The organism is Kosakonia sp. Marseille-Q7440, from assembly GCF_965119485.1.
Genome location: NZ_CBCPLT010000001.1, coordinates 1,716,869 through 1,737,374, shown reverse-complemented (window position 1 = coordinate 1,737,374; position 20,506 = coordinate 1,716,869). Strand labels below are relative to the sequence as shown.

Annotated in this window: 22 protein-coding genes; 13 read left to right on the top strand and 9 right to left on the bottom strand. The window is 57.1% G+C overall.

Translation table 11 applies throughout. The features are described 5' to 3' along the window. Positions 1-160: 160 nt before the first annotated feature. The 5 genes from yeaG (at position 161) to ACWPW2_RS07980 (ending at position 7,015) form a co-directional block, all read left to right on the top strand. The gene (gene yeaG / locus ACWPW2_RS08000) at positions 161-2,095 is read left to right on the top strand and encodes a protein kinase YeaG (RefSeq protein ID WP_454122307.1); all 1,935 of its coding nucleotides are present in this window, start codon (positions 161-163) and stop codon (positions 2,093-2,095) included. Between the two features lie 68 nt (positions 2,096-2,163). After that, positions 2,164-3,441, top strand: coding sequence for a YeaH/YhbH family protein (locus ACWPW2_RS07995; RefSeq protein WP_454122305.1), 1,278 nt, complete (start codon positions 2,164-2,166; stop codon positions 3,439-3,441). Between the two features lie 211 nt (positions 3,442-3,652). Beyond that, entirely contained in the window at positions 3,653-5,197 is a 1,545-nt protein-coding gene (locus tag ACWPW2_RS07990; protein ID WP_312118780.1) for a methyl-accepting chemotaxis protein, read from the top strand. Between the two features lie 246 nt (positions 5,198-5,443). Then, on the top strand, positions 5,444-5,938 hold the full coding sequence (locus ACWPW2_RS07985; RefSeq protein ID WP_279791613.1) for a MarR family winged helix-turn-helix transcriptional regulator: 495 nt from the start codon (positions 5,444-5,446) through the stop codon (positions 5,936-5,938). Between the two features lie 339 nt (positions 5,939-6,277). After that, the gene (locus ACWPW2_RS07980; protein ID WP_454122302.1) at positions 6,278-7,015 is read left to right on the top strand and encodes an ankyrin repeat domain-containing protein; all 738 of its coding nucleotides are present in this window, start codon (positions 6,278-6,280) and stop codon (positions 7,013-7,015) included. A 55-nt stretch (positions 7,016-7,070) separates the two neighbouring features. Here the strand turns inward: ACWPW2_RS07980 and ACWPW2_RS07975 are convergent, their stop codons facing one another. Next, positions 7,071-7,397: a four-helix bundle copper-binding protein gene (locus tag ACWPW2_RS07975; RefSeq protein WP_454122300.1), complete on the bottom strand. Its 327-nt coding sequence runs from the start codon at positions 7,395-7,397 to the stop codon at positions 7,071-7,073. A gap of 228 nt (positions 7,398-7,625) precedes the next feature. Between ACWPW2_RS07975 and ACWPW2_RS07970 the strand changes: the two genes are divergently transcribed. From ACWPW2_RS07970 to ACWPW2_RS07960, 3 genes are all read left to right on the top strand, one after another. Next, positions 7,626-8,300, top strand: a complete 675-nt coding sequence (locus ACWPW2_RS07970) for a class I SAM-dependent methyltransferase (protein ID WP_023481459.1) — start codon at positions 7,626-7,628, stop codon at positions 8,298-8,300. A 124-nt stretch (positions 8,301-8,424) separates the two neighbouring features. After that, entirely contained in the window at positions 8,425-8,928 is a 504-nt protein-coding gene (locus tag ACWPW2_RS07965; protein WP_312118777.1) for a YbaK/prolyl-tRNA synthetase associated domain-containing protein, read from the top strand. A gap of 11 nt (positions 8,929-8,939) precedes the next feature. Beyond that, on the top strand, positions 8,940-9,386 hold the full coding sequence (locus ACWPW2_RS07960) for a DUF441 domain-containing protein (protein WP_054802901.1): 447 nt from the start codon (positions 8,940-8,942) through the stop codon (positions 9,384-9,386). Here the strand turns inward: ACWPW2_RS07960 and ACWPW2_RS07955 are convergent. The 5 genes from ACWPW2_RS07955 to ACWPW2_RS07935 form a co-directional block, all read right to left on the bottom strand. Beyond that, a complete protein-coding gene (locus ACWPW2_RS07955; protein ID WP_454122297.1) occupies positions 9,369-10,061 on the bottom strand; it encodes an amino acid ABC transporter permease in 693 nt (230 codons plus the stop codon). The two genes, ACWPW2_RS07960 and ACWPW2_RS07955, sit on opposite strands and share 18 nt — an antisense overlap. After that, positions 10,051-10,809, bottom strand: a complete 759-nt coding sequence (locus tag ACWPW2_RS07950; protein WP_454122295.1) for an amino acid ABC transporter permease — start codon at positions 10,807-10,809, stop codon at positions 10,051-10,053. Before ACWPW2_RS07950 ends, ACWPW2_RS07955 begins: the two co-directional genes overlap by 11 nt. After that, on the bottom strand, positions 10,809-11,630 hold the full coding sequence (locus ACWPW2_RS07945) for an amino acid ABC transporter ATP-binding protein (RefSeq protein WP_124968536.1): 822 nt from the start codon (positions 11,628-11,630) through the stop codon (positions 10,809-10,811). The genes ACWPW2_RS07950 and ACWPW2_RS07945 overlap by 1 nt, the downstream gene beginning before the upstream one ends. Positions 11,631-11,632: 2 nt before the next feature. Then, positions 11,633-12,457 carry an ABC transporter substrate-binding protein gene (locus tag ACWPW2_RS07940; RefSeq protein WP_454122292.1) on the bottom strand — a complete coding sequence of 275 codons (825 nt, stop codon included), beginning with the start codon at positions 12,455-12,457 and terminating at the stop codon, positions 11,633-11,635. 203 nt (positions 12,458-12,660) lie between these two features. After that, positions 12,661-13,446: an AraC family transcriptional regulator gene (locus ACWPW2_RS07935; protein ID WP_454122290.1), complete on the bottom strand. Its 786-nt coding sequence runs from the start codon at positions 13,444-13,446 to the stop codon at positions 12,661-12,663. Between the two features lie 99 nt (positions 13,447-13,545). On the opposite strand from ACWPW2_RS07935, the gene ACWPW2_RS07930 reads away from it, so the two are divergent. After that, on the top strand, positions 13,546-14,730 hold the full coding sequence (locus ACWPW2_RS07930) for a CynX/NimT family MFS transporter (protein WP_454122288.1): 1,185 nt from the start codon (positions 13,546-13,548) through the stop codon (positions 14,728-14,730). A gap of 328 nt (positions 14,731-15,058) precedes the next feature. Here the strand turns inward: ACWPW2_RS07930 and ACWPW2_RS07925 are convergent, their stop codons facing one another. Continuing rightward, complete coding sequence (locus tag ACWPW2_RS07925) at positions 15,059-15,766, bottom strand: CTP synthase C-terminal region-related (seleno)protein (protein ID WP_454122286.1); 708 nt, start codon at positions 15,764-15,766, stop codon at positions 15,059-15,061. A 156-nt stretch (positions 15,767-15,922) separates the two neighbouring features. Here ACWPW2_RS07925 and ACWPW2_RS07920 point away from each other — a divergent pair, with 156 nt between their 5' ends. Beyond that, positions 15,923-16,270 carry a DUF488 domain-containing protein gene (locus ACWPW2_RS07920; RefSeq protein ID WP_454122284.1) on the top strand — a complete coding sequence of 116 codons (348 nt, stop codon included), beginning with the start codon at positions 15,923-15,925 and terminating at the stop codon, positions 16,268-16,270. Here the strand turns inward: ACWPW2_RS07920 and ACWPW2_RS07915 are convergent. After that, positions 16,267-16,572: a hypothetical protein gene (locus tag ACWPW2_RS07915; RefSeq protein ID WP_023481862.1), complete on the bottom strand. Its 306-nt coding sequence runs from the start codon at positions 16,570-16,572 to the stop codon at positions 16,267-16,269. The genes ACWPW2_RS07920 and ACWPW2_RS07915 overlap by 4 nt on opposite strands. A gap of 78 nt (positions 16,573-16,650) precedes the next feature. Next, positions 16,651-16,896 (bottom strand): putative hemolysin, encoded by a 246-nt coding sequence (locus ACWPW2_RS07910; protein ID WP_454122281.1) that lies wholly within the window; start codon positions 16,894-16,896, stop codon positions 16,651-16,653. Between the two features lie 302 nt (positions 16,897-17,198). Between ACWPW2_RS07910 and ACWPW2_RS07905 the strand changes: the two genes are divergently transcribed. The 3 genes from ACWPW2_RS07905 (at position 17,199) to ACWPW2_RS07895 (ending at position 20,324) form a co-directional block, all read left to right on the top strand. Continuing rightward, positions 17,199-18,227: a sensor domain-containing diguanylate cyclase gene (locus ACWPW2_RS07905; protein ID WP_454122279.1), complete on the top strand. Its 1,029-nt coding sequence runs from the start codon at positions 17,199-17,201 to the stop codon at positions 18,225-18,227. A gap of 99 nt (positions 18,228-18,326) precedes the next feature. Beyond that, complete coding sequence (gene yoaJ / locus ACWPW2_RS07900) at positions 18,327-18,404, top strand: protein YoaJ (protein ID WP_071789586.1); 78 nt, start codon at positions 18,327-18,329, stop codon at positions 18,402-18,404. A 96-nt stretch (positions 18,405-18,500) separates the two neighbouring features. After that, positions 18,501-20,324: an EAL domain-containing protein gene (locus ACWPW2_RS07895; RefSeq protein WP_454122277.1), complete on the top strand. Its 1,824-nt coding sequence runs from the start codon at positions 18,501-18,503 to the stop codon at positions 20,322-20,324. Positions 20,325-20,506 lie beyond the last annotated feature (182 nt).

Genomic DNA, 20,506 nt, shown 5'->3' with positions numbered 1-20,506 from the left:
AGAAGATGATTTACCTGATCCGCGCTCAGTTGTTGGCATGCAACCTGGCATAAGGGTTGCTCGGTGACTAAAAGCGTCGTTCAGCTAACGCTTCCGGGAGCCTCCATTACTCATACGAACGGCTCTTAACCTGTGCTAAAAAACGAAAGGACGGCATGCCATGAATATATTCGATCACTATCGCCAGCGCTATGAAGCTGCCAAGGACGAAGAGTTCACACTGCAGGAGTTTCTTGCCATCTGTAAGCAAGATCGCAGTGCCTATGCTAACGCGGCAGAACGGCTATTGATGGCCATTGGTGAGCCCGTGATGGTTGACACCGCTCAGGAGCCACGGCTTTCCCGTCTCTTTTCGAACCGGGTTATCGGACGCTACCCGGCGTTTGAAGAGTTCTATGGTATGGAAGAAGCTATCGAGCAGATTGTCTCCTACCTCAAGCACGCCGCGCAGGGGCTTGAGGAGAAGAAACAGATCCTCTATCTGCTCGGCCCGGTCGGGGGCGGTAAATCCTCGCTGGCTGAACGCCTCAAATCCTTAATGCAGCGCGTGCCGATCTACGTGCTGAGCGCCAACGGCGAGCGCAGCCCGGTCAACGACCATCCACTGTGCCTGTTTAACCCGCAGGAAGATGCGCAGATCCTCGAAAAAGAGTACAGCGTGCCGCGCCGCTATCTCGGCACCATTATGTCGCCGTGGGCGGCAAAGCGGCTGCATGAGTTTGGCGGCGATATCAGTAAATTCCGCGTCATCAAAGTGTGGCCGTCGATTCTGGAGCAGATCGCCATCGCCAAAACCGAACCGGGCGATGAGAATAACCAGGATATCTCCGCGCTGGTGGGTAAAGTCGATATCCGCAAACTGGAAAACCACGCGCAGAACGACCCGGACGCCTACGGTTACTCCGGCGCGCTCTGCCGCGCCAACCAGGGGGTGATGGAGTTCGTCGAGATGTTTAAAGCGCCAATTAAGGTGCTGCATCCGCTGCTGACCGCCACCCAGGAGGGGAACTACAACGGCACCGAGGGGATCTCCGCCCTGCCGTTTAACGGCATTATTCTTGCTCACTCCAACGAATCGGAGTGGGTGCAGTTCCGTAACAACAAAAACAACGAGGCGTTCCTCGACCGTGTTTACATCGTCAAGGTGCCGTACTGCCTGCGCATCTCGGAAGAGATGAAGATTTACGAAAAGCTGCTTAACCACTCCGAACTTTCCCACGCGCCGTGCGCACCGGGGACGCTGGAAACACTGGCGCGCTTCTCTATTCTCTCGCGCCTGAAAGAGCCGGAAAACTCCAGCATCTACTCCAAAATGCGCGTGTATGACGGCGAAAGTTTGAAAGACACCGATCCGAAAGCGAAATCCTACCAGGAGTACCGTGATTACGCCGGCGTCGACGAAGGGATGAACGGTCTTTCAACGCGTTTTGCCTTTAAGATCCTCTCACGCGTATTTAACTTCGACCATGTGGAAGTGGCAGCCAACCCGGTACACCTCTTCTATGTGCTGGAGCAGCAGATTGAGCGCGAGCAATTCCCGCAGGAGCAGGCCGAGCGCTATCTCGAGTTCCTCAAAGGCTACCTGATCCCGAAATACGCCGAGTTTATCGGCAAAGAGATCCAGACCGCCTATCTCGAATCCTACTCGGAGTATGGGCAGAACATTTTCGACCGTTATGTCACCTACGCCGATTTCTGGATTCAGGATCAGGAGTACCGCGATCCCGATACCGGACAGCTGTTTGACCGTGAATCGCTCAATGCGGAGCTGGAAAAAATTGAGAAACCGGCCGGGATCAGCAACCCGAAAGATTTCCGTAACGAGATCGTCAACTTCGTGCTGCGCGCCCGCGCCAATAATAGCGGTCGCAACCCGAACTGGACCAGTTACGAAAAACTGCGCACGGTTATTGAGAAGAAAATGTTCTCCAATACCGAAGAGCTGCTGCCGGTCATCTCCTTTAACGCCAAAACCTCGACCGACGAGCAGAAAAAACATGATGACTTTGTCGACCGCATGATGGAGAAAGGTTATACCCGCAAGCAGGTGCGCCTGCTGTGCGAATGGTATCTGCGGGTTCGTAAATCCTCATAACAGCACCACCCCGGCCGCGCCCCGTGCGCGGTCTGTTGCAAAGTTGGCATACGCAGCGGGAGGGAACTATGACCTGGTTCATTGACCGGCGTCTGAACGGCAAAAACAAGAGCGCGGTGAACCGCCAGCGCTTCTTACGCCGTTACAAAGCGCAAATAAAGCAGTCCATTTCCGGGGCGATCAATAAACGATCGGTCACGGATGTCGAGAGCGGCGAGTCTGTCTCAATCCCGACGGAAGATATTAGCGAACCGATGTTCCACCAGGGGCGCGGCGGCTTACGCCATCGCGTACATCCGGGGAACGACCATTTTGTGCCCAACGATCGCATCGAGCGTCCGCAGGGCGGCGGCGGTGGCGGAGGCAGCGGTCAGGGCGACGCCAGCCAGGATGGTGAAGGTCAGGATGAGTTTGTTTTCCAGATCTCGAAAGATGAGTACCTCGATCTGCTGTTTGAAGATCTTGCCCTGCCAAACCTGCAAAAAAACCAGCAGCGGCAGATGAACGAGTATAAAACGCACCGCGCCGGGTATACCGCGAACGGTGTACCGGCAAACATCAGCGTTGTGCGATCCCTGCAAAACTCCCTCGCCCGCCGCACGGCGATGACGGCCGGTAAACGTCGTGAACTGCGCGAGCTGGAAAGTAATCTGGAAACCGTCGCCAGAAGCGAACCGGCGCAGCTGCTGGAGGAGGAGCGACTGCGTAAAGAGATTGCCGAGCTGCGGGCGAAAATCGAGCGCGTGCCGTTTATCGACACCTTCGACTTACGCTACAAGAACTACGAAAAACGCCCGGAGCCCTCCAGCCAGGCGGTGATGTTCTGCCTGATGGACGTTTCCGGCTCGATGGATCAGGCCACCAAAGATATGGCCAAACGCTTCTATATTCTGCTCTATCTCTTCCTGAGCCGGACCTATAAAAACGTTGAAGTGGTCTATATCCGCCATCACACGCAGGCGAAAGAGGTGGATGAACATGAGTTCTTCTACTCGCAGGAGACGGGCGGCACCATTGTCTCCAGCGCCCTGAAACTGATGGATGAGGTGGTGAAGGAGCGCTACGACCCCGGGCAGTGGAATATCTATGCCGCGCAGGCCTCCGATGGCGATAACTGGGCGGATGACTCACCGCTGTGTCACGAAATTCTGGCGAAGAAGATCCTGCCGGTGGTGCGTTACTACAGCTACATCGAGATCACCCGTCGGGCGCACCAGACGCTGTGGCGCGAGTATGAACATCTGCAAACGATGTTTGATAATTTCGCTATCCAGCATATTCGCGACCAGGATGATATCTACCCGGTATTCCGTGAGCTGTTTCACAAGCAAAACGCCTCAAATTAGCCTCTCATTCAGCCAGTTACAGGCAAATAACTGGCTGTTTCCCTGCCTGCCTACGCAATAACTTAGCTTACTTAACCGCCCTCAATATTTGCAAAACCCGCAATTAACTAACGCGCGACACAATTGAACACATTTTGATTGATTTCAACCCTAATGGTTTCTCATCCCCTTGCCGATAGTGCTCCACACCATAAATATGATGAGAAAACCAATGAAAATTTCTACCCGTCTGAGTGTGGGTTTTGGCCTGCTTATTCTGTTATTTATCATTTGTGCAGCGACCGCCCTGCACGGCCTGTGGCAGGCGCGTGACAGCATGAATGACACCGTTAACTCCAAAATGAAACGCTATGACCTGGTGCTGGATATGCGGGGCAGCGCGCGCGATATGGCTATCGCCGTGCGTAACCTTGCCCTGCTGACGGACCCGGCTCAGATGCAGCCGGAGTGGAAACGACTGAACGATCAGCGCGAACTCTTCATCCATAACCGTGAACTGCTGGAGCAGAGCATGGCGTCAAACGTCTCCGACGAGGGTAAAGCGGCGCTTAAGCACATTGTTGCGGCTGAACCAGCGGCACTTTCTACGCTGATAGAAGCGGGAAAACTGGGGCTGTCGAACCGTCAGGAGGAGACCACCACCTACCTGATGAACACCGCCCGACCGGCGCAAAAAGCGCTGCTGGACGCGCTTAACGAACTGACTGAAGTGCAGATGAAATTAAGCCGCGATACGCTGGCTGAAAACGGTGAAAATATCTCCCGCACGGCGCTGATCCTGATGGGGCTGGCAGTGTTGTCAATCTTACTGGCGGTGGCAACCTGTATGATTACGGTGCGCGTGCTGATGCGCCAGCTCGGCGGCGAACCCGCCCAGGCGCAGACCCTTGCGGCGGCGATTGCCGGGGGCGATCTCAGTTCGCCGGTAGCACTGCGTCGCAACGATACCAGCAGCCTGCTGGCTTCTCTTGCCGGTATGCAGTCCAATCTGCGCAGTCTGGTCTCTGATATCCGCGATGCCTCCGTCTCGGTAGCCTCGGCGGCAGATGAGATCTCGCAGGGCAATACTGAACTCTCCTCCCGTACTGAGCAGCAGGCCGCTGCCTTGCAGGAGACGGCTGCCAGTATGGAGCAACTGACCGCCACGGTAAAAAGCAATGCCGACGGCGCGCGCCAGACCGCTGATACTGCCCGTACCACCGCTACCCTTGCCCGCACCGGCGGCGAAGAGCTGGGGCGCATGTCGCAGACCATGAACGCCATCTCCCAGAGCGCGGTAAAAGTGCGCGAGATCACAAGCGTAATAGAAGGCATCGCCTTCCAGACCAACATCCTGGCGCTGAACGCCGCGGTGGAAGCGGCCCGCGCCGGTGACCAGGGACGCGGCTTTGCCGTGGTAGCCGGTGAAGTTAGAACGCTGGCACAGCGCAGCGCCAGTGCGGCACTGGATATCAAAACGCTGATCGAACAGGCGGTTGCGCAGGTGGAAGATGGCGTGGCTGAAGCCGCCGACACCGGCGACAACATCCTGAAAGTGGTTGGCATGGTGGGCGATCTGGCAGACGCTATGGATAATCTCTCCCTCTCCTCCTCCGAGCAGATGCAGGGTATCAGCCAGGTCAGCCTGGCAGTCAGCCAGATGGACGGCGTGACGCAGAACAACGCCGCACTGGTAGAGGAGTCCTCCAGCGCATCGCAGTCGCTCTCTGCCCAGGCGCACGCGCTGCGCGGCATGGTCGACACCTTCCGCCTGTAACCTGTCACAGCGCGCCGCCTGAAAAGCGCGTAAAGGCGGCGCGGTTATGCCTGTGATTCATACACCAGCCTTAATTATGTTGACGTCAACATAATTAGACTCAATACTTCGCTCTGACAACCGACGCGCAGGCCGTTTTTCCTCTTCCCCTGCGCCTCTTTAATCCGACGTGAACGTGCCGGCCTCCCTGAATCGGTTGCCGCTATTCAGAGAGAATTCCATCTTTCCAACAGGCCCATATTGCTTATGTGTATCGACGCAAATAACGACAGCGATGAGAATAATGACCTGCTGGCTCCGGGCAATGCGCCAGTGACCGTGGATCAGTTTCTCTGCTTCGCGCTCTACTCCGCCTCACTGGCGATGACCCGGCTTTACCAGTCACGGCTGAAACCGCTCGGGCTGACCTACCCGCAGTACCTGGTGCTGCTGGCGCTGTGGGAAAAAGATAACGTGACGGTGTCGGAAGTGGGCGCCCGCGTTCAGCTGGACTCCGGTACGCTGAGCCAGCTGCTGAAAAGGCTGGAGGCCTCCGGTCTGGTCGCCAGAAACCGCGATACGCAAGGTGACGAGCGGCGGGTGCTGATCACCCTGACCGAACAGGGGCAGCAGTTAAAGATCGATGCCGCCGGTGTTCCCGCCGATATGATCTCGGTAATGGACACGCCGTTTGCAGAGCTATCTGACCTGGCAACCCGGGTTAGCGCGCTGCGTGAAAAACTTTTAAAAGCTCTGCCCTGATACATTTTTTCGTGCCTCAGGCGAGGCGACCAGTGGCTACGCACCATCAGCACCGGCGCGTAGATAAGCCATCAACTGGATTAGCATCCTGAGGAACACAGCGTGACATTTTCCCACTCAGACGACAACGACGCCGTCCATGCCGCGATAGGCAACGCCGCACAAGCATTGCTTAGCGCGGGGCGCACCCTGTGCAGGGGGAATCTTATAGCGCACCTTATTAAGTGTGAACAGGAGTCGGTAGGTGCCGCAAAGGCGGTTTATGCACAGGCCATCGCGCTGCTACAGCCCAAAAAGCACTCGTAGAGGACCTGAACCCTGCTCGCAGAGGGAAACGCCATGAAAAAGTTTATCTCCACGCTCCTGCTCACTCTGCTCTGTACGTTGTTGCCCGGCTGCAAGAGCCTGAAAAAGATCGAGCCTGAAAAGCACTTTTCGGGCGCTCAGTTAGTTCTGGCAAAGGCAATTCAGGCCGGAGATCGCTACACCATTCTGCGTCTGGCAAAAAAGACGGACCTCAGCACGCCGGGAAATGAGGATCTGACGATCCTCTTTTTTGCCCTCAATGAGTCTTTCTATAATGGCAACCCGCCTGAGCGGTTGCAGATCGTCACGGATTTGGTGCGCCTGGGGGCAGACCCGTTGCAGCCGCAGCCGGATAAATCCTGGAGCCCCGCCGAAATGGTGGCGATGGGCGATAAGGATATCTGGCTGAAAGCGATGCTTGACGGCGGCCTCGATGCAAACGCCCGCGATAAGCGTTACGCTGAGCCGCTTATCTTCTCGACCATCAGGGCGAAAAACAACGCCACGCTGGCGCTACTGCTGGCACGCGGTGCGGATATAAATAGCCGCGACTCGCTGGGCAACACACTGCTGGCCGAGGCGTTTTTTGGTGCCGAGTTCGACAAGATCGCTCTTCTGCTGGATAAGGGGGCTAACCCGGATCTGCGCAACCACCAGGGGGACTCTTTCAGGCAGATGGTCAGTGAACGTCTGGCGGAAATTAAAAAAGAGGGTGAGTTCTACCACAACTTATTCAGGGTGAACGAGAGGCTTCAAAGCCACGGGGCGTAGGGCGTGGCGCGTTGCTGACGCCACCCTCCCGTTCCATATTGCCCGCAAGGCGCTGTTAAGCGGTCATCTGCATACAGACCTCGGCACAGCGGCGGCACTCTGCGGCGCACTGCTGGCAGTGATCGTGCTGGTGCTTCGAGCACTCTTCGGCACAGGCGCGGCAGACATCCGCGCAAATGCGGCACACCTGCTTCGCTTGCTCGCTCTCAAGGCTTAACAACTGCGCAGTAACGCGGCAGAGCGCCGCACACTCCATATCCGTTTTAATGCACGCTCTCATCATCTCAAGATGCGGCTCCTGCAAACAGGAGACCGCACAGCGATCGCAGGCTTCGGCGCATTGATAGCAGGCATCAATACATGACTGATATTCATTACCCATAGTCATACTCCCGATGTGGATAAAGTGAATCTTTAAGTCTAGTTAAGCCACCTGAGATCGCCATTTAGTCGGAAATTATGCTGCTAATAGCTGAGTAAATTGGCGCTAAAAGCAAGAATTAGCGCCTAAAAGCATGGTTATTTAGCCTCTAACCGTAGGAAGTTTATGGCAAAGTAGCCTCATTAAATTTCGTCAGCTATGCCAACTGTATTGTTCAGGACTACGTGCATGATCGAGCTCAAAGACTTAAAGGTATTTTTAGAAGATCCGGAAATGACACGGAAGATCGATCAGGTGTGGAACGATCTGGGTGAGCAGTTTATTCAGGCGCAGGCTACTCTTCCGCCGGAAAAAGCGATGCCGCGACGCGAGCTCTCTTTTCATGACCAGGTCAAACTTCTGGGCTACCTCTGCTGGCTGGTGAATAACGCCAACTCAGAGGGCGACATTATTGAGATTGGCGTCTGGAAAGGTAAATCCAGCGCGTTTATGAATGTAATGTGTGAGCGCAAGCGCCGCATTATTAGCATCGATCCGATGGAGCTTGCTAATCAGCACCTGGAACTGGGCTTTTATCACGAGCATATCTTCCCGGAAATTACGCTGATACGCGGCTATTCAGAGCGCAGCATTGAACGTGTGCTGGCGCTGGAGCCGAAAACGATTTTACTGCATATCGACGGCGGTCACCTGAAAGAGCATGTCCTCGCCGACTTCCTGCTGTATGCCCCGACGGTGGTGAGCGGTGGATTTGTTGTGTTCGATGATTATCGCGATCATCAATACTCACCGGAAGTCGGACCGGCGGTCGACCTGCTGCGCGCAGGCGGTTTCTTTAGCGGCTACGATGTCATCGGCAGCGTTCCGGGTTTTGAAAACAGCTATCTTTTGCAGAAGCATTAATCGTACACACAAAGAATTGTTTGTAGTGCTTGTATTTTTTGGCCGCCCCCCGGGGCGGCATTTTTATTTTCAGCCCCCGTGATGTGAGGTAATGTAAACATCTTTACATTTTCCGGGAGCGAACATGTCTGAGATTGCCAGCCGCGATATCCACGCGCATCTACTCCAACTTCTTACCGAGCAACAGGCACGCTTTCACGTGGTTGAGCATGAGGCCGTCGGCAAGTGTGAGGCGGTGAGTGAAATTCGCGGCACCGCCCTCGGCCAGGGTGCCAAAGCGCTGGTGTGTAAAATCAAAGGCAACGGTGTGAAAAAACATGTGCTGGCGATCCTGGCCGCCGATCTGCAGGCCGATCTCAGCCGCTTAGCGCAACACTTTGGCGGCCTGAAAGCCTCGCTGGCAAGCCCGGCGGAGGTCGATACCCTCACCGCCTGCGTCTTTGGCGCCATTCCCCCCTTCTCTTTTCACCCTGATCTCGAACTGGTTGCCGACCCGGTGCTGTTTCAACGCTTCGATGAGATCGCCTTTAACGCCGGGCTGCTGGAAAAGTCGGTGATCATGAATACCCACGACTATTTGCGCATCGCCCAACCGACGCTGGTCGATTTTCGCCGCGAAAGCGAGTAAGGACGCTTTGCATGTTTGATACCACGCTGTTTATTCTGCTCGCCCTCGCCGCGCTCGGCTTTGTCAGCCATAACACCACCGTCGCGGTCTCGATACTGGTGCTGATCATTGTGCGCGTCACGCCGCTCAACACCTTCTTTCCCTGGATCGAAAAGCAGGGGCTGACGGTCGGCATTATCATTCTGACGATTGGCGTGATGGCACCGATTGCCAGCGGATCGCTGCCGCCCTCGACGCTACTGCACTCCTTTGCCAACTGGAAATCGCTGGTGGCGATTGCCGTTGGGGTGTTCGTCTCATGGCTTGGCGGGCGCGGGGTTACGCTGATGAGTTCGCAGCCCTCGCTGGTCGCGGGGCTGCTGGTGGGAACGGTGTTAGGCGTGGCCCTGTTCCGGGGCGTGCCGGTCGGGCCACTGATTGCCGCAGGCCTGGTATCGCTGCTAATTGGCCGGCAGTGAAATCCGCCGCTGCCAGCGCTTCACACCAAACTCCAGCGCGCTGCACAGCAGGTAGTAAACCAGCCCGGTGAAGATAAACAGCGCCGCCGGGTAAACCTGCACGCGGTTGTTCACCTGGCCGGCAACGGTGGTCAGTTCCGGGACGTTAACAATAAAGGCCAGCGAGGTATCTTTCAGCAGCGCGATCAGCAAGCCGATAAACGACGGCAGCGCATTGCGTAATGCCTGCGGCAGCAGCACGCGAAGCAGGATCTGTGCGCTGGAAAAACCGCTGCTCAGCGCCGCTTCATACTGCCCGCGCGGCAGTGCGCCGAGCGCCGCCAGCGTCGAGTACATCACCGAGGCCGAGGTAAACCACGCCAGCGCCAGCGTCACCGTTACCGCGCCGGGCAGATCCGCCCCGGTTATCCACGGCAGTAAAAACCAGAGCCAGAAGATAACGAAAATCAGCGGGATACCGCGAATCAACTCCGCCCACAGAAACAACACCTTGCGCGGCCAGCCGCGAAAACGCCAGGCGCAACAGGCCAGCAGAATGCCGCCGGGAAACGCCAGTGCCGCCGCGCCAATAGTCATCAACAGCGACAGCAACACACCGCCCGGCTCACCCTGCGCGGCTCTGCCCCACAGCAGGTAGTCGAGGTTATCGGTAATGACGGTGATATTAGCGATCACGCGACACCTCCGTGGCGTGGCGCAGTGCCCGCCAGTGGCGCGGCAGGTTAAACAGCACGCTCATCAGCAATCCAAGCAGCAGATAGAGCGCGCTGCCCACGGCAAAGGCTTCCAGCGCGTGGGCGTTAAAGCTCTCAATCTGCCGGGTCTGGTAGGTCAACTCGCCCAGCCCAATCCCGGTCGCCAGCGAGGAGAGTTTCATCAGGTTGAGATACTGCCCCACCACCGGCTGCCAGGCATTTTGTAGCCCCTGCGGCAACAGCACCCAGCGAAAGATCGCCAGCGGGCTGAAGCCCTGCGACTGCGCCGCTTCCACCTGACCGCGCGGCACGGCGAGCAGCCCGGCCTGGATCTCCTCCACCAGAAAGGCGGCGGTAAAGAGCCCAAGCGCCCAGGCAGAGGAGAGAAACTCCGGCGTAAACCACCAGACATCGCCCGGCAGAATGCTAAAGGCGTGCTCATCATTCACGTACTGGCGAGCCGCCAGCGGCAAAACGTTCCACGCGGCGAAATACCAGAACAGCAGTTGCACCAGTAAAGGTGTGTTTCGAAACAGCGATACCCATGCTGCCACCACGCCCCGTCCCACACGGCCACCTGCCAGGCGCAGCGCCAGCAGCAGCACGGTAAGCAGGGTGGCGAGGATCATGCCCACCAGCGTGACCCACACGGTAGTGAGAAAACCGGAGAGGATCCACGCTGCGGGCTGGCCGCTGAGCACGCCCGCCCAGTCAAGATGCAGTGCCATCACAACTCCTTGTTATCGGCATGCAGCGGGTTAAGCACCTTTTGCAGAAAACGCTGCGCGCGCGGATGCTGCGGCGCGGTAAAGAAGTCAGCGGGCGCGGCCTGCTCAAGAATTTCGCCGCCGTCGATAAAAATCACCCTGTCGGCGATCTCGCGCGCAAACTGCATCTCGTGCGTGACCACAATCAGGGTGATACCGCTGTGCGCCAGCGATTTCATCACCTGTAGCACTTCGCCAATCATCTCCGGATCGAGGGCCGAAGTCGGCTCATCAAACAGGATAATGTGCGGATCGGCCGCCAGCGTGCGCGCAATCGCTACCCGCTGCTGCTGCCCGCCGGAGAGCTGCGCCGGGTAGTGCTGCGCTTTCTCCTGCAAGCCAACGCGCGCCAGCAGCGCAAGTGCGATCTGCTGCGCCTCGGCAGCACTTTTGCCGTGAATATGGCGCAGCGCGAGGGTGATATTCTCAAGCGCGGTGAGGTGGGCGTAGAGGTTGAACTGCTGGAAAACAAAGCCAACATGGCGGCGCAACTCGCGCAACTTCCGCCCGGTGAGCTGGCTGGTGGGCTGACCATCAACAAAAATTTCGCCGCTGGAGAGATTTTCGAGCTGGTTAATCAGGCGGATCAGCGTCGATTTCCCGGAGCCGGAAGGGCCGCACACCGCCACCACTTCTCCCGCCGCAACCTGTAAATCAATCGCTTTCAGCACCACATTATCGCCGAAGCGTTTGCTCGCCTGGCGAAACACTACCGTGCCTTTTTGCACGGGCAACGCCCCTGCGGCATCTGCCGCAGAGGGAGAAAAGAGACCTGCCAACATCGCTATTTCGCTTCTATGGTAAAGCTGCGCGGAGCCGGGGTTTTGGTTTGCGGGCCAAACCAGGTGTCGTAAATCTTCGCTGCTTCACCGCTCTTCTCGAGGTTGACCAGCTCTTCGTTAACTTTGTTCAGCAGTGCGCTCTCCCCTTTGCTGACGCCGACGCCAATCTCCTCTTTCGACAGCAGATCGGGCAGGATCTTAAACTTCGCTTTGTCCGGCGCGCCCGCCAGCAGACCCGCCAGAATGGTGCTGTCCTGGGTGATCGCCTGCACGTTGCCGTTACGCAGCGCGGTCAGCGCCAGCGGAATGTCATCATAGGCCAGCACGCGCGATTGCGGGAAACGCTGATGCAGCGCCTGCTCGCCGGTGGTGCCTTTCACCGCGCCGATGCGCGCTTTGCTGTAGGCATCAAGCTTATCCGGTGAAGAGGCCGGGACGAGGAACTGCTGGCCGGTAACGAAATAGGGCGTCGAAAAATCAATCACCTGCGCCCGCTCCGGGGTGATGGTGATATCTGCAACAATCAGGTCGACCTTGCCGGATTGCAGCAGCGGGATGCGGTTCGCCGGGTTGGTGGCAACCAGTTGCAGCTTCACGCCGAGGCTTTTCGCCAGCGCTTTTGCAAAATCGACGTCGTAGCCAACAATATCGTGGGTTTTAGGATCGATCGCGCCAAAGGGCGGGTTTGCATCAAATGTGGCGACTTTGACGACGCCTGCGGCTTTGATATCCGCCAGCTTATCTGCCTGCGCGGAGAAGGAGAGCGCCGAAAGCAGCGCCAGCGCGCTGAGCGCAACGATCTTTTTTGTGTGTAATGTGGTTGCCATGCTAATCCTTATGCCCGGTTATTGTGTTATTGCCGCGTTAAAGTCACATAAGGTTTTTCATCACACAAATATCAAAAAGTGCATTGAATATCTGAAAAAGTTATTAAAAACAGTTTCGCGATATTAATGACTTATCCTTTTGTTTCGGGCGCTATAAACGATTTAATTCCACACAACATAAGCGGATTTGGCAGGAAAAAATATTACCGCTCGCCAAGCGTTGCCAGATAGCGCCCAGGCGTCTGCCCTAACCCCTTTTTAAACATGGTGATAAACGCCGTGGTTGAGTCATACCCCAGCGCCTGGGCGATGTGCTGCACGCTGTGGCCCTCAATCAACAGGCGCAGGGCGAGGATCAATTGCAACTGGTGTCGCCAGCGGCGAAAGCTTAGCCCCGTCTCCTTTACCACCAGGCGCGCGAGGTTGCGCTCGCTCATGGCGAAGCGCTGCGCCCACTGCGCCAGCGTCTGCCTGTCGGCCGGGGTCTGCTCCATGGTCTCGACCATCTGGCGGATCCTGGCATGCATGGAGACCGGCAACTGGAGCTGCATCTGCGGCTGATGGGGTAACTCATCGAACAGCACCTGGATCAGACGCTGGGTCTGCGGCTCACGCCGCTCGGTGGCTGAACGAGCGGCAAGTTGCAGGATCAGTTCGCGCACCAGCGGTGAGATCTTGAGGGTGCAGCAGTGCTCCGGCATCACCACCGCCCAGCTTTCAATAAACAGAAAGCAAAGCTGTGCATTGGCGGTGGCGTGATTGCTGTGCGGCACAAAACCCGGTAACCACATGGCGTGGTGCGGCGGCACCATCCAGCGGGCATTCTCCACTTCACAGGTGATCGCCCCTTTTAAGGCGAGGATCAGCTGCCCTTTGCGGTGATGATGAGCGGGAATGCGCTGTTCATGCGCTGTCATGCGGATGTGAAAGGCGACGGCGGCTTCCTGCTGGCTGTCGGGATCGAAGCCCGCTAAGGCTAAGTCGTGCATAAAGTTGTCCGGATTTAGCGATAAAGTGTCATTTTAGCTTGATTCAAACAGCGGTGAAAAACGCTATCGTAGTGCCCTCTGTTTATGAATGAGAACACCATGATTACTCCCTCCTCTGACGGCAAACAGCGCGTGTTGCTGATTGTCGGCATTCTGATGATTGCTACCACGCTTCGCGTCACCTTCACCGGCGCCGCGCCGCTGCTGGATGCCATTCGCGCCGAATATGGTTTAACCACGGCGCAAACCGGGATGCTCACCACGCTACCGTTACTGGCCTTCGCGCTGATTTCGCCGCTGGCGGCGGGCGTGGCGCGCCGGATTGGCATGGAGCGCAGCCTGTTTGCCGCGCTGCTGCTGATCTGCTCGGGCATCGCCCTGCGCTCGCTGCCCTCTTCTCTGCTGCTGTTTATCGGTACGGCGGTGATTGGCTGCGGCATTGCGCTCGGCAATGTGCTGCTGCCCGGCATGCTGAAGCGGGATTTTGCGCAGCATGTCGCCAAACTGACCGGAGCCTATTCGCTCACCATGGGCGCGGCGGCGGCGCTCGGCTCCGCGGCGATGGTGCCGATTGCGCAGAGTGGCGCGGGCTGGCATGGCGCGTTATTGACGCTGATGATCTTTCCGCTGCTGGCACTGCTGCTCTGGCTCCCGCGGCTGCGCCACGGCGCACCTGCTGCGCTCAGTACCAGCGGTGCGCTTCACAGCCGCGGCATCTGGCGCTCGGCGCTGGCCTGGCAGGTGACGCTCTATCTCGGGATCAACTCGCTGATTTACTACATTGTGATTGGCTGGCTGCCATCGATTCTGATAAGCCAGGGTTTTAGCGAGGCGCAGGCTGGTTCGCTGCACGGCGTGCTGCAACTGGCTACGGCTGCGCCCGGTTTGCTGGTTCCGCTGGTGCTGCACCGCCTTCGCGATCAGCGGGCTATCGCGGCGCTGGTTGCGTTGCTGTGTGCTGCGGGCGCGCTGGGGCTATGGCTGCAACCGGGGCACGCGGCGATCTGGACGGTGGTATACGGATTTGGCTCCGGGGCGACGATGATCCTCGGCCTGACCTTTATTGGCCTGCGGGCAAGCTCGGCGCATCAGGCCGCCGCGCTGTCGGGGATGGCACAATCAGTAGGTTATCTGCTCGCCGCCTGCGGACCGCCGTTGATGGGGAAAGTGCATGACGCCAGCGGCGACTGGCATCTGCCGCTGATCGCCTGCGCATTGCTGTCGGTGGTGATGGCGCTGTGCGGCGCGTTTGCCGGACGTGACCGGGAGATCGTTTCAGGGTAGATACAGGATGGCAGGTAAATGCCGGATGGCGCGTAAACGCTTATCCGGCCTACAACACCACGGTACCGCTTTTGTAGGCCGGATAAGGCGCAAGCCGCCATCCGGCACAGCGTAAGTGTCACCCTCGAACCGGTACCGCTTTTGCAGGCCGGATAAGGCGTCAGCCGCCATCCGGCACAGCGTAAGCGTCACCCTCGAACCGGTACCGCTTTTGTAGGCCGGATAAGGCGCAAGCCGCCATCCGGCACAGCGTAAGTGTCACCCTCGAACCGGTACCGCTTTGTAGGCCGGATAAGGCGTCAGCCGCCATCCGGCACAATCCACGGGCTTATTCGCCTGCGGCGCGCAGCATTGCATGCACCAGCGGCACCGGACGACCTTCCAGCGCACCGCGCTCGTGCTGGAACAGCGTGGCGACAAAGAACGGATGGGTGATCAACTCTACCGCCCGCACCTCACCCTCTTCATCCCAGCCGGTCACCCGCAGATCGCCGCGCTCCAGCTCGCTGGCAAACTCCGGGGAGACGCCAAAGCTACAGCGGTAGGCTTCATCAATCTCATTGCGCCCATAGGCGCGGGCAATCAGCGTATTGGGTCTTAACTCAATGGCACCGGTTTGATCCACCAGCGCGCAGGTCAACGGCGTAATCACCATCCGCCCTGCGTTTTGCGTTTCAGCATGGGCGGCATCTTCCCAGCCCAGCACATTGCGGGCGTACTCGATCACCGCATGCTGGAAACCGCCGCAGGTGCCGAGAAACGGAATGGCGTTTTCACGCGCATACTTGATGGCGATAAACGCCCCTTCTGCATTTTCATACGGGCTGCCTGGCACGACCCAGATGGCGTCATAACCGACCAGATCTTCAGGATTGTCGATCTCGCGGGTTGCCAGCCAGTCATAATCAGCGGTGATCTCAAGGACAGCCGCGGCATCATCAATGGCAAGCGGGATCGCCTGATGCGCAACAATGTCATGGTTATAGTCGCCGATCAGCGCAATACGCAGTGTCTTTTTAGGCGGAATGTGGTTCATGGAGAAGTGCCCCTATGCCGTGGTAGATAATGGCTAACATAAGGCGCATCACACTAGACGTCTTTAACGTTAATCACAACACCTTAAATCAGCAGGGCCGAATTACGAACAATTATGAAACAATAAGTTGCCAGTTTAAGAAAAGGAGAGAACGCGATGATCCAGTGTAAACGTGTTTACGACGCCGCCAGTAAAGAGGATGGCTATCGGGTGCTGGTCGACAGGCTCTGGCCGCGCGGCATAAAGAAAGTCGATCTGGCTTATGACGAATGGTGCAAAACGCTGGCCCCGTCAGCGGAGCTACGCAAAGCGTTTCACGGCGAGGCGATCGATTTTGCTGCCTTTAAGAAGAGCTACCGGGAAGAGCTTGAGGCGCAAAAAGAGGCCGGAAAAGAGCTGGCGGCGCGGGGGAAAAACGGCGCCGTCACGCTGTTATATGCGGCAAAAGAGAGGGAGCAAAACCACGCCGTCGTGCTGGCGGAATGGCTGCGCGCGCTGCGTTAGCTCATCACCTGCGAGCGCTCGTCCTGCGGTGCGCTGTCCGGCTGCAGGGGCATCAGGTGCTCGGCGCGCACAAAGGCGAAACCGTGCTGACCGTCAAACGCGGTCACATCGCCCGTCACCAGCCAGAGCGCGCGCGCTGCGGTGCGGGGCATTTCGGTAACCACGCCATTCACCGGATTGAGAAAGCGCTCACCCGGCTGGCAGAGACCGAATAACTCAACGGATTTACCGATATTGCTCCGCCCGCTGGCGGTCTGGGCGCCGATGACTAATGCCTGGCTGCCCGGTCGTAACTGAAACATGCTTCTCTCGCGTGATCTCGTTAAAGCTGAATATGAGATAATTCTGAAAGAGAAGTTTACCGGGCTTTTCTGCCGCTGTCACGATCCTGGTGTTGGATGATCGCGACGCCACAGTGCCCACTCGTCGATCACTTCGCCGCCCGGCAGTTTGCACTCGGTGCGCACGCCTTGCGGGCTCTGCACCGGTACGCGCTCGCCGCCGCGCTGTTGGCAGTAGACTGCCGCCGGGTTGGCCATGCCGACCTGCGGATGGTCCGGCTTTTTAGCTGGCAATGAGGTGCAGGCAGAGACCAGCAGCGGTAAAACGAGTAACCCATAACGCATCTTCTTTTCCTTACAGTGGTCAACAACGCTCTTCAGAATAGCCGCGCAAGCGGTATATCTCCATGATTTCTCCATCCTTAATGCACTTTTCACCGTTATAGTTTGCTTCGTTCTCACCCATGACCAGAGAACATCATTCCGTAATCAATGAGTTTTTGCCCCGCTTCATCAGCGGGGCTTTTTTTTGTCCGTTACACGATATATCAAATCCTTTTGGTTCATGTTTTAATGGCGCGCCGTCGAAATAGTCAGCAATAACGTGCCGGGTCAACGAGGTACCCACGCACCGGAGCCCAATATTCATGTCCGATTTCATTCTCGCCCGGGTATCGGAAACCCTGGCGAAAGAGCACTCGCTGGAAAGCTTAGTCCGCCAGTTTCTGGAAATGCTGGAGATGGTGACCGATATGGAATCGACCTATCTGACCAAAATCAGTGATGACCCCCGCCAGCAGCACATTGTCTACTCCCGCAACAGCAAGCAGCTTGAGATCCCGGAAGGTTTCTCCCTCCCCTTTGGCGACAGCCTGTGCAAACGCGCGCTGGATGATAACTGTCTGTTCGCCAATGATGTGGCAACCCGCTGGCGCGATTGCGAAGCCGCACAGGCGCTGGGCATCACCACCTATCTCAGCCAGCCGGTGCAGCTGGCGGACGGTTCGCTCTATGGCACGCTGTGTGCGGCCAGCAATCAGAAAAAGATGCTCAGCGTGCGCGGCGAGCAGGTGCTGCGCCTGTTTGCCGGCCTGATCGCGCAATACATTGAAAAAGAGCATCTGGTTGACCAGCTGCGCGAAGCCAACGCCGCGCTGATCGCCCACTCCTATACCGATGTGTTGACCGGCCTGCCAAATCGCCGCTCGCTGTTCGAGTCGCTGCCGACGCTCTTCTCACTCGCCCGCCATCTCAACATCCACGTCATTATCGCTTTTATCGACCTCGATAATTTCAAAGGGATTAACGACCAGTTTGGCCATGAGACTGGCGATCGGTTCCTGATTGAAGTGGGCAAGCGGCTGACGCAGGATCGCGGTAAAGATGACATTATTGGTCGTCTCGGCGGCGATGAGTTTTTACTCGCCTGCCCCGGTGGCCCGCTCCAGCAGTCGCAGGGCGTGCTGCTCAGTGCGCTGAAAACGCGCCTCGATAAGCAGATTGCCGGTGAGTATCGGCTTGGTGATATTCATCTTTATTACCCCGGTGCCAGCGTCGGCGTGATTGAAATTAACCCTGACCAGTATGATGCGGACAGCGCCCTGCGCGCGGCCGATGAAATGATGTACCGGGTGAAGAAGAGCAAGACCAAAAAAGCGTTCCAGCAGCTCAATTAATAGCGTTATTTCCCGTTGCTGGCATGAGGCAAATCTTAATGGCCTCGCTTTCATATACACTTAACAGGGTCGGCGCGTGCCGCTGACCGAGGAGTTTGCATGAAAAAGACCACCATCATCATGTTGATCGTCGCGATTATTGCCGTGGTCGGCACCCAGCTTGGCTGGTGGAAATAGTGATACGCGGCTGCATCGGGTAATCCGACGCCTGTCACGCTGATGGCGTTCTCAGACGAAGACACCCTGTTTTAACTTGTAGGGCAGGAGCGCACCATGTTTACGGGCCTTAAAAAAAGTGAAAGCAGACAGCTGGCCGCGCTTGATTTATTGAGTAAGGCCGACGCGGCCCGCGATGCGGCGCTGGCGGAATTTGCGCGTCTGGCCAGTGAAGTGATGGGGGTATCAGGCTGCTTTATTACCACCTTTGATGATGAGTTTCAGTACATCAAATTCGTCGAAAAAGTGCCGATCGAGCATGACAAAATCGCCATCGATCGAACCATGTGCCAGTATACGCTGGCCGACCGGCAGACAATTGTTTGTATCGATACCCGCCTCGACACGCGCTTTTCCCATCAGCCGCTGGTCCAAAGCGGTGATATCCTCTTTTACGCCTCGGCACCGATGATCGCCAAAGAGGGAGCGGTGCTCGGCACGCTGTGCGTCACCCATCCTGAGCTCTACGAACCCGATGCTCGCCAAATCGCCAGTTTTGAGCGCATCGCCGCTCTCGCCACGCTCTACCTTGAATCCTGCTACAACATTGGTCTTGTCGATGCGCTGACCGGCCTGCCGAACCGCCCCTGCTTAATTAAAGAGATGGCGCACCTGAAGCAGAACGCGAGCGGTGATTATGCGCTGATCATCTTTGACTGTATTGATATTCCCCGTGCCTATGAATTGACCCGCTATCTCGGCGTTGAGGCGCTGGAGACGCTGCTGCGCAGCTTTGGCCCGCTGTTGCAGATGCGCCTGCGGCTTAACAAGGCAACAACGCTTTATGCCTTCGCCACCGGACGCTTTGCGGTGCTGACCGGGCGTGACGCGGCGAACAGGCTGGCTAAGCGGGTCGCAAAAGTGCACGCTTTCCAGGCGACCATTGGTAGCGATATTAATATCAATCTCTCTATTCACGCGGGTTATGTCCCCTTTACGCCGCAAAATGACAACGTACAGGAGGTGGTGCGTCAGGCGATCAGCGCCCTGCATGAGGCGATCCGCGAGAATATCCCGGTATTGCACTTCAACCCGGTCCTTGATGAGCAGCGTAATACCGATTTCCGCCTGCTGTACGATCTCAGCCAGGCAATCAAAACGGGCGATCAGCTCCATATGGCCTATCAACCGAAAGTCTCTCTGCGTACGGGAAAGACCGAGGGCGTGGAGGCGCTGCTGCGCTGGACTCACCCCGAGCTTGGGCCAATCTCACCGGCGGTGATCGTCACGCTGGCGGAAAAAACCACCCTGATGGCCGATATCACCCACTGGGTGATTAAAACGGTGATTGCCCAGGTCAAAGCGTGGAAGGCGATCGGCATCGATCTTCCCGTCTCCATTAACGCCACGGTGAGTGATTTCTCGCGCAGCGGTTTCGCCGATGAACTGGCGCAGCACATTATCGATGCCGGGCTTACACCTGCCGATATTCACATTGAGTGTCTGGAAACGGAAAAAGTGCTGGAGAGCGATGCCGCCCTGCGGGAGCTTAACCGGCTTGATGCGCTTGGTTTTACCATCCTGCTTGATGACTTTGGCGCAGGCTACAGCAATATCAGCTACCTGCGACGCATCCCGATTGACATGATCAAACTCGATCGCTCGCTGGTCAGCCAGATTGCCACCGATGACGACAGCCGCATCATTGCGCGAAATGTAATCATGATGCTTAAAGAGTTGAACTACGAGGTGCTGGCGGAAGGGGTGGAAGATCTGGAAACCGCGCGCATGCTCGAAGAGTATGGCTGCGATGAAGCGCAAGGTTATCTTTTTGCCCGCCCGTTATCGGCGGCGGATGTTCCCGCCTGGCTGCTGGACAGCAAACCCTGGCGCCTGCTGGCGAATATCCATGCCGATCCCAGGCATCATTTGAAGGGTTGACCCCTCTGCACACGCGGTAAGTTGAGCAGTAATACAGCGTCACGAAAATGTCATAAAAGTGCCATCTGTTTATATATCAAAATATTAAGCTAAAAATGCTCTGTTTCTGTTCAGATCGATATTAAAGCCCTGCTTAAATAGGTCGATAGTGCTGGCGTGCGCGCCATTTGCGCCTCACCATC